The 10,647-nt window shown below is 67.4% G+C and carries 10 protein-coding genes; 5 read left to right on the top strand and 5 right to left on the bottom strand.

The window, feature by feature from the left end; genetic code table 11:
• Positions 1 to 304: 304 nt before the first annotated feature.
• Complete coding sequence (locus LJ221_RS16550) at positions 305 to 508, bottom strand: cold-shock protein (protein ID WP_093660436.1); 204 nt, start codon at positions 506 to 508, stop codon at positions 305 to 307.
• Between the two features lie 241 nt (positions 509 to 749).
• Between LJ221_RS16550 and LJ221_RS16545 the strand changes: the two genes are divergently transcribed.
• The 3 genes from LJ221_RS16545 to LJ221_RS16535 all read left to right on the top strand — a co-directional run bounded on the left by LJ221_RS16545 (position 750) and on the right by LJ221_RS16535 (position 3,568).
• On the top strand, positions 750 to 1,676 hold the full coding sequence (locus LJ221_RS16545; RefSeq protein WP_241717501.1) for a menaquinone biosynthetic enzyme MqnA/MqnD family protein: 927 nt from the start codon (positions 750 to 752) through the stop codon (positions 1,674 to 1,676).
• Positions 1,677 to 1,782: 106 nt separating this feature from the next.
• Positions 1,783 to 2,982: a cyclic dehypoxanthinyl futalosine synthase gene (gene mqnC / locus LJ221_RS16540; RefSeq protein WP_241717500.1), complete on the top strand. Its 1,200-nt coding sequence runs from the start codon at positions 1,783 to 1,785 to the stop codon at positions 2,980 to 2,982.
• A gap of 28 nt (positions 2,983 to 3,010) precedes the next feature.
• The gene (locus LJ221_RS16535; RefSeq protein WP_241717499.1) at positions 3,011 to 3,568 is read left to right on the top strand and encodes a hypothetical protein; all 558 of its coding nucleotides are present in this window, start codon (positions 3,011 to 3,013) and stop codon (positions 3,566 to 3,568) included.
• A gap of 70 nt (positions 3,569 to 3,638) precedes the next feature.
• Here the strand turns inward: LJ221_RS16535 and LJ221_RS16530 are convergent, their stop codons facing one another.
• From LJ221_RS16530 to LJ221_RS16520, 3 genes are read right to left on the bottom strand one after another with little or no spacing between them, the layout of a single operon-like run.
• A complete protein-coding gene (locus LJ221_RS16530; protein ID WP_241717498.1) occupies positions 3,639 to 4,271 on the bottom strand; it encodes a hypothetical protein in 633 nt (210 codons plus the stop codon).
• 37 nt (positions 4,272 to 4,308) lie between these two features.
• The gene (locus tag LJ221_RS16525) at positions 4,309 to 6,594 is read right to left on the bottom strand and encodes a hypothetical protein (RefSeq protein WP_241717497.1); all 2,286 of its coding nucleotides are present in this window, start codon (positions 6,592 to 6,594) and stop codon (positions 4,309 to 4,311) included.
• On the bottom strand, positions 6,591 to 7,052 hold the full coding sequence (locus LJ221_RS16520; protein ID WP_241717496.1) for a type VII secretion target: 462 nt from the start codon (positions 7,050 to 7,052) through the stop codon (positions 6,591 to 6,593). Before LJ221_RS16520 ends, LJ221_RS16525 begins: the two co-directional genes overlap by 4 nt.
• Positions 7,053 to 7,265: 213 nt before the next feature.
• Here LJ221_RS16520 and LJ221_RS16515 point away from each other — a divergent pair, with 213 nt between their 5' ends.
• Both LJ221_RS16515 and LJ221_RS16510 read left to right on the top strand, forming a co-directional pair.
• Positions 7,266 to 7,958, top strand: a complete 693-nt coding sequence (locus LJ221_RS16515; protein ID WP_241717495.1) for a demethylmenaquinone methyltransferase — start codon at positions 7,266 to 7,268, stop codon at positions 7,956 to 7,958.
• Positions 7,959 to 8,126: 168 nt separating this feature from the next.
• Positions 8,127 to 9,422, top strand: coding sequence for a geranylgeranyl reductase family protein (locus LJ221_RS16510; RefSeq protein WP_241717494.1), 1,296 nt, complete (start codon positions 8,127 to 8,129; stop codon positions 9,420 to 9,422).
• 63 nt (positions 9,423 to 9,485) lie between these two features.
• On the opposite strand, the gene LJ221_RS16505 is transcribed toward LJ221_RS16510, so the two are convergent.
• Complete coding sequence (locus LJ221_RS16505; protein ID WP_241717493.1) at positions 9,486 to 10,319, bottom strand: C40 family peptidase; 834 nt, start codon at positions 10,317 to 10,319, stop codon at positions 9,486 to 9,488.
• Between the last annotated feature and the right edge of the window lie 328 nt (positions 10,320 to 10,647).

The following is a 10,647-nucleotide window of genomic DNA, read 5'->3' as shown; positions in this document are numbered from 1 at the left end:
CAGAACCCTGGGAGCCGACAACATCGCCAAGACCACCCGCGCAATCCGCGACCAACCCGAACGAGCACTTCCACTCCTGGGCATCACCAACAACCCGGGAACCGAGGGAACTTGATCAAGCCCTGCGTCCACCAGGCCCGGCCGGCTCCCGCACCCGGGCGCCGGCCGGGCCCGGGAAAGGCAGGAGCCCCCGCCGAGGCGGGGGCTCCTTGGGTACTGCTCATCCGGTCGTCTGCCGGCGCCGCGCCGCCCTCACGGGCGGCATACGCCGTCACGGCCAGGAGGTCTGGCCGAGCCGGGCAACTCAGGCCGCGGTGACGTTCTCCGCCTGCGGACCCTTCGGGCCCTGCGTCACGTCGAAGGTGACCGCCTGGTTCTCCTCCAGGGAACGGAAACCGTTCGCGTTGATCGCGGAGTAGTGAACGAACACATCGGGACCGCCGCCGTCCTGGGCGATGAAACCAAAGCCCTTTTCGGCGTTGAACCACTTGACGGTTCCGGTAGCCATAAGCCCTCCTTGGGCCTATAAGGGTTGCCCTGCTCCAGAAGCCACTGAAGAACTCTGAAAACGACGAGAGCCCGCGGTCACATGCTCCGCAGGCTCTGTACTGCAAGGGAAACCAAACTGCAACTTGCTGTGAGCGTAGCACGGTGCCCACCGGAGTGGAAGGGTGATCACGTTCCGGCGCGCCCGTCCGGGTGAGCACCCCCGAGGAGGCGAGCCGGACCTGCGGGGATAGCCTCGCGAGGTGGACACCAATGACGCTGACCAGCCCGTCACCGAGCCCCTGCGGAGGCGGCCCCGCGTCGGGCACATCCAGTTCCTCAACTGCCTGCCCCTCTACTGGGGACTCGCCCGCACCGGCACCCTGCTGGACCTGGAGCTCACCAAGGACACCCCGGAGAAACTGAGTGAACAGCTGGTGAACGGGGATCTCGATATCGGCCCGATCACCCTCGTGGAATTCCTCCGCAACGCCGACCGGCTGGTCGCGCTGCCCGATATCGCGGTGGGCTGCGACGGGCCGGTGATGTCCTGCGTGATCGTCTCCAAGGTGCCGCTGGACGCCCTCGACGGCGAGCGCGTCGCCCTCGGCTCCACGTCCCGCACCTCGGTGCGGCTGGCCCAGCTGCTGCTCGCCGAACGCCACGGCCTTGCCCCCGACTACTACACCTGCCCGCCCGACCTCGGCCTGATGATGCAGGAGGCCCAGGCCGCCGTGCTGATCGGCGACGCCGCGCTGCGGGCCTCCCTGCACGACGCGCCCCGGCTCGGCCTCCGGGTCCACGACCTCGGGCTGATGTGGAAGGAGTGGACGGGTCTGCCGTTCGTCTTCGCCGTCTTCGCCGCCCGCCGCGACTACCTGGAACGCGAGCCGGAGACCGTGCGGGAGGTCCACCGGGCCTTCCTCGCCTCCCGAGACCTCTCCCTCGAGGAGGTCGACAAGGTGGCCGAGCAGGCGGCCCGCTGGGAGGCGTTCGACGCCGGACTGCTGGAGCGCTACTTCACCACCCTGGACTTCCGGCTGGACCCCGAACAGCTCCACGGAATCGCCGAGTTCGCCCGCCGGACCGGACCCACCACCGGATTCCCGGCCGATGTGCGCGTCGAGCTCCTGAGCCGGGGTCGCACCCCCTCGCCGTACCGCCCCGGCCCGCCCGACCGGACGGACTGACCTGCCGAAAGGCCGTACGGGCACTGGCGTACGCTGGATCGGACGCAGTACCGCCGCGTGGCGACCGGCCCGACCGACCCGACCGCAAGCCCGAGAGGACCGCCCGGTGACCGATAACGCCGACCTCCAGTCCGTACTCGACCGCGCCGCCGGGGGCGGGCGGATCAGCGCGGAGGAGGCGTTGGAGCTCTACCGGCATGCCCCGCTGCACGCGCTGGGCCGGGCGGCCGACACGGCACGCCGCCGCCGGTACGCGGGTACCGAGCACATCGCCACGTACATCATCGAGCGCAACATCAACTACACCAACGTCTGTGTGACCGCCTGCCGGTTCTGCGCCTTCTACGCCGCGCCCAAGGACACGGACAGGGGCTGGACGCGGGACCTGGACGACATCCTGCGCCGCTGCGAGGAGACCGTGGCGCTGGGCGGGACCCAGATCATGTTCCAGGGCGGCCACCACCCCGACTTCGGTGTGGAGTACTACGAGGAGCACTTCTCGGCGATCAAGGAGCGCTTCCCCGAGCTGGTGATCCACTCCCTGGGCGCCTCCGAGGTCGAGCACATGGCCCGGATCTCGGGCGTGACGGTGGAGGACGCGATCCGCCGCATCCACGACGCCGGCCTGGACTCCTTCGCCGGAGCCGGCGCCGAACTGCTCCCCGAGCGCCCGCGCAGGGCGATCGCACCGCTGAAGGAGTCCGGCGAACGCTGGCTGGAGATCATGGAGACCGCCCACCGGCTGGGCGTGGAGTCCACCTCCACCATGCTGATGGGCACCGGCGAGACCAACGCCGAGCGCATCGAGCACCTTCGCATGATCCGGGAGGTGCAGGACCGCACCGGCGGCTTCCGCGCCTTCATCCCGTACACCTACCAGCCGGAGAACAACCACCTCAAGGGCCGCACCCAGGCCACGCTCTTCGAGTACCTGCGCATCCTGGCCGTCGCCCGGCTCTTCCTGGACAACGTAGCCCACATCCAGGGCTCCTGGCTGACGACGGGCAAGGAGATCGGCCAGCTCTCCCTGCACTACGGCGCGGACGACCTGGGCTCGGTGATGCTGGAGGAGAACGTCGTCTCCTCGGCCGGGGCGAAGCACCGCTCCAACCGCGTGGAGCTGATCGACCTCATCCGCAAGGCCGGACGCGTCCCGGCACAGCGCTCGACGACGTACGAGCACCTGGTCGTCCACGGGGACCCGGCGAAGGACCCGGTGGACGACCGCGTCGTCTCCCACCTGTCCTCCACCGCGATCGAGGGCGGCACCGCGCACCCCGAACTGAAGCTCATCGACGCCAACTGACCCCGCGCCGACCGAATCGCCCGCCACCGTGCTGACCATCCACGCCCCGCTCGCCGTCCGCCCCACCGAGGACGGTGAGCCGCTGGACGGGCACGCGGTGGCGGTCGGAGGCGGCCGGATCGTGGCGATCGGCCCCGCCGACGGGCTCGCCGATGCGTACCCGGCCGCCCGCGTCCGCCGCTGGCCCGGCGAACTGGCCCCCGGTCGCTGCGCGGTGGACGCGGCGGCCCGGCTGGAGGCCGCCTACCACCCGGACCCGCGCGAGGTCGGCCTGCCCGGCATCCCCGACACCGAACCGCTCACGGGCTCCGCCCTGGCGGCCTTCCCGATGGACGAGACGCGCTGGGGCCACAGCGCCCGTCGCGGCCTGCAGCGTCTGCTGCGGGAGGGCGTCACCTCCGTCGTCGGCCCCTTCACCCGCCCTTCGGTGCGCACCGCCGTCCAGCGCTCGGGCCTGACCGTCCTGCCCGTTCCCCGTCCCGCCACCCTCTCCGCGGGCGCCCGCGCGGACTTCGCCGTCCACGCCGCCGACGGCCGCTGCCTCGCCACGGTCCTCGCCGGCCGCCTCCTCCACCGCCGCACCTGACCCCCCGGACCTCCGGGGTCCCGCCGAACCGGCCTCCTGGAGCTGGACCGGCATCCCGCACGTCAGAAGATCACCAGGGTTTATTCCTCTTCTGAATACCTCCATGGTTCTCGCATTCCAATTCCTCGGCAACGCCGTGAGTTACGTGCTGAAGGAGGTCCATGTTCTTCTTCAACGTTCCCAAACCGGCCCTGCTGGTTTTCTCGTAATCAAGTTCGGCGCGGATCACAGTGGAGGTGTCTTTGTTCTTCATCCATGGTGCACGGCATTCGAAATATATGTCAGCACCTCTAGAATTACTTACGGACCTCAAAGCCACAGGAAAATTACTCTCTCCGACCAGGCCCTCTTCAACCGGAGGCGGGATATCTGCCTTGCTGGAGAGTGTAAACTTTATTTTTGGGTTAGGGAAGTCATCACCTCTCGAGTTGAATACTTCACAGAAGACATGGGGGTCCTTCCCGCCGTTCACGACGTCCCCGGAGAAGTTTTCGGAGAAGACCTTCGCATCCGCTTGAGACGAAGCGGGGAATCTGCTCTCCCCCGTAATATCAGCCATCGCTGTGGCTGCGAGATCGGACAAGCCTCCACAAGTTAATTTCGCTTCGACCTCTCCGTCCTCTCCTCCCGCGCATCCCGAGACCACGGCGATTGCTGTTGCGGCGAAGAGAATTAGTACCTTCTTCGAGAGACGTAGTCCCATTCTATTTCTCACTATTATTCATCCTTCTTTTCCTGCGCTATCTGCCGTAGTAGAGTTCTGTAAACCTTCTTCGCTCTGCAAACCATGGATCGTCGCCGGGGATGCCATGAGCCTTTGCATAGGCAGAGAGAGGCGATGCGGCGCGAGACTTCCCAATATTCTTGAACTCGTCTTTCTCCATTTCCGCCTTTTCCTCGATGCCCTTCTCCCTCTCTCTCAACTCCCGGTCGATTTCCATCCCAAGTTTTGTCTCTACTGCGTCGCCCGCTCCCTCGATGATGGCAGGCACCACAAACGAGACCGCAGCGGAAGTGGCGGGCCCACCGAAAGGGAGTGTGGCAAGTCCTACACCTATTCCCACGCCGTGGCTTACTGCAAAATTCTTCCACTCCGCTGCTTCGGCGTACTCTTGAGCCTTCTCCTCTGCATGACTGTCGATATGCTCGGCCCTTGCATTGTCGAGGATGGAGTGGAACTTTGCACTTGTGTCAATAATTCGATTCAGTTCTTCATCGGGCTCCGGGTAGTACTTCAATGCGCTGACTGTGTAGGACTCCTGTGCAGCAGACAAGATTTCGTAAGAAACAGAATGCTTTCCAACGCTCTCCAGAAAATCCTTGGCCAGGTTTTCCTCAATGTTTATGTGGCCAATATCATCTCCCCGCCGGAAAGTCTTGTCCCTCAGGTCTGTGTCATGTTCTATGTTTGCAAAGCTTGAAACAGAGTAGCTCAAGTCGTCCATGTACCCGGCCCCCATCTTGGCCAAGCTGTCACCAATTCCAGGGTGATCCGTGACATAATCGGGGTAGAATCCGACGACTGCTACAACTTGACTCATGATGTTTGCTGCAGTTTCGTCCCGAAGCGCGGTTCTCCCAGGAGAACCGTCCCCCTCGGAGCCCAGGTAGGACGCTGCTCCTAGATCCGGACGATCGTACGGAAAGCCGAGTGTGGCGGCTTCGAGGGCATGCCCGAACTCATCGTATCCATAACCCTTGTAGGGGTCTTCGCCCTCTACCGAATCCTGAGGCCAGTCACGCTCGTGCATGAGGTAGGCAAGGAACGGGTTGAGTTTTTCGACGTGGCCGGGATCTTTTGCCACTTCCCAAGGTGTTGAGTCGAACATGGCCTTGGATGCCTCTGGGTTGCGCCCCAAGGCCTCCAAGTACCCACTCATTGGATCATTTCCGGAGTCAGAGCCGAAGTTGAGTCGGGCTTTGTAATTATCTACCTGCCAGAGATCCTCCAGGTCGCCTTTCTGGTCTTTCTCGAAGTGATAGAGTTCGTTTCCGTAATGCTTCAGGAAGTCGGTGTCGTACTCGCCATGACGCATCAAACTGCTCATGATGGAGAACCCGTAAGCCCCCTTACTTGGCAGCATCGCCATCTCGCCTGAGTGAGTAAAATAGATGCGTTCTTTTCCGAGTTCGATCATCTTCTTCTTCCACTCCTGTATGGCCTCGCTCTGGGAATGCGAGGCAGTGGCAAGAGTGTGGGACAGTGACTTCTGGATACCGGCCAGAGTTTTTTCTGCCGCGCTGCTGGGCGGACGGGCGTCGGCGATGCCCTGCCAGAAGCGCAGGGTGCCCTCAGGGCCTGTTCTGACGGCGAACCGTTCGGCGAAATAGGGGTCACCCTCGTGCTTCCGGGCCAGGCGGTTGAACTGTTCGAGCTGTTCGTTGGTGATGTCGGGGCCGAGAGAGGTGAGCCTGACGAGGGTGTCGGCGTCCTTGCGGGCCCGGTCCCTTCCCTGCCGGGCTTCCCGGATACTGCGGAACATGTCGGGATGGAAGCCGGGGGAACGCCCGTTGGGGTCCTGGGACAGGGCCCAGTGCAGTGCGGTGTCCGCCTCGGTCGCGTCTTCGAGAGCCGCTTTGACGCGGTCGTTGTAACCGCGGATCACGTCCTCGTAGGCCTGCTTGAGTACGGCGAGCCGCTCGGGCTTCTTCGTGTCGTCCGGGTCCAGGTACACCAGCCCGGCGGAGGAGAGTTTGAGATTCCTGTCCTCGGCCACCTCGTCGGCGACATTCCGGAGTCGCTTCCGGGCGGAGCGGAAGCTCTCCAGAGCGCTGTCGAGCAGCCGGTGAACGTCGGCGGCCTCGTCCGCGGCGTTCCCCATCTGCTTCTGCACCTGGCCGAACTTCTTGAACGCGGCCTTCGCGGCCTCCCCCTCCCAGTCGGAGGCGCGCAGGGCGTCGGCCACCTCGGTCCTGAAAGACGTGGCGATGGTGGTGAACTTGCCCGGCAGGTTCCTCCACCTGGCCACAGCCTCCGACAGTGGTGCGAGGTCGGCGTCTTTGACCGTGCTGTAGCTCAGTGTCACCTTTCCGAACCCTTCCCGTCCTCCATCTTGAGGCCGTCGATCACCTTGGCCCGTTCGCCGTCCTCCTGCTGGAGTTCGCCGGCAGCGGCGCGCAGAGGCTTGGCCACCCCGTTTTCCAGTAGTCCCTGGAGGTACTTCATCTGCTCCTCCCAGCGTTCCCGGAAGGTTGTGAACGCGGTGGCGGACCTGAAGCCGGTGAGGCCTGCGGGGACTTCCCCGGTCTGCTTGATGACGGCGTTGTCCGCGTCGGCGAAGTCGCCGCGGATGGTGTCGGTCCTGCCCGCGCGTTTGATGAGCTCGCCCGGGGTGACGTGCAGGGTCTTGTTCGCGCCGCCACCGCCACCGCCCCCGTCGAGTGTGTTGAGACGGGTGCGGGCCGCCTGCTCGCGCGTGGCCTTCGCCACGAGTTGGGCCCACTCTTCGTCGAACGACACGGTCTCCCCCATGATGACGGTCAACACATCTACGGAAACAGTGTGTAACGCACCCGCGGGAGACACCGCAAAGAACTCGGGCGTGGCCTGACGGGATCGGCCGGATCCGAACGGTCGCGGGCCTCGTGTCGGCCGACCGGTTCGCGGTGGCGTGCCACAGCTCCGTGCGCCCGTGCGCCGGGGAACCCGGGGCAGGGCGAGGCCAGGTCAGGAGGGTGGGGCTGGGAGGATGGGCGCATGACACGCGCATGCCTGGACAAGCAGCCCAACGAAGTCGCCGCGATGTTCGACAAGGTGGCGGCCCGGTACGACATCACCAACGACGTGCTGTCCCTGGGGCAGAGCCGGCTGTGGCGGCGCGAGGTCGCCCGCGCCGTGGACGCGCGGCCGGGGGAGCGGGTGCTGGACCTGGCGGCCGGGACGGGGACGTCCTCGGTGCCGTTCGCGACCGCCGGGGCGTACACCGTGCCGTGCGACTTCTCCCTCGGGATGCTGCGGGAGGGCAAGAAGCGCGAACCGTGGATGCCGTTCACGGCCGGGGACGCGACCCGGCTGCCGTTCGCCGACGACGCGTTCGACGCCGTCACCATCTCCTTCGGGCTGCGCAACGTCCAGGACACCGGCGCCGCGCTGCGCGAGATGCTGCGGGTGACCAAGCCCGGCGGCCGGGTCGTCATCTGCGAGTTCAGCCATCCCACCTGGGCGCCGCTGCGCACGGTCTACACCGAGTACCTGATGCGGGCCCTGCCGCCCGTGGCGGAGGCCGTCTCCAGCAATCCGGAGGCGTACGTCTACCTCGCCGAGTCCATCCGTGCCTGGCCCGACCAGCCCGGCCTGGCCCGCGGGCTCCAGGACGCCGGGTGGGGGAGAGTCGCCTGGCGCGACCTGACGGGCGGGATCGTCGCCCTGCACCGGGGGTTCGCCCCGTAGGACCGGGAGCGGACCGGGCGGCCGGGTCGACAGAGCGATCGGTGGCGGGGGCGGGAGTTCGCACGCGCGTCCCTGTTCCCGGCGGGCCGGAGGCCCCTGCATAGACTGCTTCCGTCCAGTGTCCGGCGCGACCGGCACGTTGAACACCGAGTCCTGCGGGAGTCCGTCGTGACCGAGTCCCCCTCGAAGGCAGCCTCCGAGCACAGCGCCGATGTGATCGTGGTGGGAGCCGGCCCCGCCGGCTCCACCACCGCCTACCACCTGGCCCGCTCCGGGCTCGACGTCCTGCTGCTGGAGAAGACGGCCTTCCCCCGGGAGAAGGTCTGCGGCGACGGACTGACCCCGCGCGCGGTCAAGCAGCTCGTGGCGATGGGCATCGACGTCTCCGAGGAGGCGGGCTGGCTGCGCAACAAGGGCCTGCGGATCATCGCCGGCGGCACCCGGCTCCAGCTCGACTGGCCGGAGCTGGCGAGTTACCCGGACTACGGGCTGGTCCGCCGGCGCGATGACTTCGACGAGCAGCTCGCCCGGCAGGCCGAGAAGGCGGGGGCGCGGCTGTACGAGCGGTGCAACGTCGGTGCGCCGATCACCGACGAGCGCACCGGCCGGATCACCGGTGTGGAGGCGAAGCTGGGCGAGGAGAAGACGCCGGTCTCCTTCCACGCCCCGCTGGTGGTCGCCGCGGACGGCAACTCCACGCGGCTGTCGCTGGCGATGGGCCTGCACCGGCGCGAGGACCGTCCGATGGGCGTGGCCGTGCGCACGTACTTCACCTCGCCGCGCCACGACGACGACTACCTGGAGTCCTGGCTGGAGTTGTGGGACCGGCGGGGGACGGAGGACCGGCTGCTGCCCGGCTACGGTTGGGTCTTCGGCATGGGCGACGGTACCTCCAACGTCGGCCTGGGCGTGCTCAACACCTCCGCCTCCTTCAAGGAGCTGGACTGGCGCGAGGTCCTCAAGGCGTGGTGCGCCTCGATGCCCGAGGAGTGGGGGTACACGCCCGAGAACATGACCGGCCCGATCCGCGGCGCGGCCCTGCCGATGGCCTTCAACCGGCAGCCGCACTACACGCGGGGGCTGCTGCTGGTCGGTGACGCGGGCGGCATGGTCAACCCGTTCAACGGCGAGGGCATCGCGTACGCCATGGAGTCCGGGCAGATCGCGGCCGACGTCATCGTCCAGGCCCACGCCCGGCGGAGCCCGGCGCAGCGCGAGCTGGTGCTGCGGCGCTACCCGAGGATCCTCAAGGACACCTACGGCGGCTACTACACGCTGGGCCGCGCCTTCGTGAAGCTGATCGGCAACCCCAGGGTCATGAGGCTGGCGGCCGAGCGGGGTCTGACCCACCCGGTGCTGATGCGCTTCACGCTGAAGCTGCTGGCCAACCTGACGGACCCGACGGGCGGCGACGCGATGGACCGGATCATCAACGGGCTGACGAAGGCCGCCCCCCGCGCATAGCGGGCGCGGGCCCGTACGGCGCGGGGGACCGCACGTGTGCTCGTCACGGGGACGCCGGAGGCGTCACAGCACGCGCACCGCGCCCGTCGGCATGTCGTAGCTCATGTCGCGCTCGACGACGCCGGTGGAGGGGTTCTGGGCGCCGATGAAGCGGCCGTTGCCGATGTAGACGGCGACGTGGTACGCGCTGCCTGCGCTGCCCCAGTAGAGGATGTCGCCCGGCCGCACGCTGCTCAGGGAGACCTGGGTGCCCGCGGTGGACTGCGGCTGCGAGGTCCTCGGGAGGCTGATCCCGGCCTGGCGGAAGGCGGCCTGGGTGAGGCTGGAGCAGTCGTAGGCGCTCGGGCCGGTGGCGCCCATGACGTAGGCCTTGCCGACCTGCGCGCGCAGGAAGCTCACCAGGGTCGCCGCGTTGCCGCCGCCGGTCGCCGCGGAGGCGGCGGGCGCGGAGGGGGCCGCGGTCTCGGCGGGGGCGGCGCTGAGGGTGGTGCGCCGGGAATCGCGCGCCGCCCGCTCCCGGGCGGCGCGCTCACGCTCGGCCTCGGCGGCCTCCGCCGCCCTGCGTTCGGCCTCGGCCTTCTTCTTCTCGGCCAGTTCTCCGGCCCGCTCCATGGCCTGTTCGGCGGCCAGGGTCCGCGCGGCCTCGGTCTCGTACCGGGTGGCGACCGTCCGGTTGGCGTCGGCGGCCCGCAGGGTGCCGGTGGCCGCGTCGGGGACGATCGCGGGTATCCCGGCGGTGTCGGCGGCCGTCTTCCTCTCCTCGGCGGAGGAGGGCGCGGCCGCGGCGGTCACCGCGAGAGTGCTGAGGACGCCACCGGCAACGCCCGTGCGCAGCAGGGGGTTCCTGCCGGCTCGACGGGGTTTCCGGTGGCTGGGTATGTGGGCGGTCTGGGACATGTCACCACGGCTATCAGCCGCGAGAGGTCCCGTTCAACAAAGGTGTGTTGCGCCACACTCGGCGTGTACGCGCGCACTTCGAGCGGAGTCGGGCGCTCCGGAGGGCTCTTCCGGAAGTCGATCATTGCCCTGTTAAGAGGCTGTGACCATGACATTTTCCGATTGGTCCACTTCGCTCCGCGGGCCTAGCACGAGTGGCCGTCCCCGTGCAAAGGCGGTCCCGTGCCGGGGAGGGTGGGCGTGGTGGAGGTCACAGATTGAGCACGGATTCACGATCTTGCCGTGGTGGTGGTCCGGACAGGGTCGCGGAGGCGGCCCCGGGGTCGCC

The sequence above is a fragment of the Streptomyces sp. CNQ085 genome (assembly GCF_022614595.1).
Taxonomy (GTDB): Bacteria; Actinomycetota; Actinomycetes; order Streptomycetales; family Streptomycetaceae; genus Streptomyces.
This window is presented reverse-complemented; position numbering and strand designations above follow the sequence as displayed.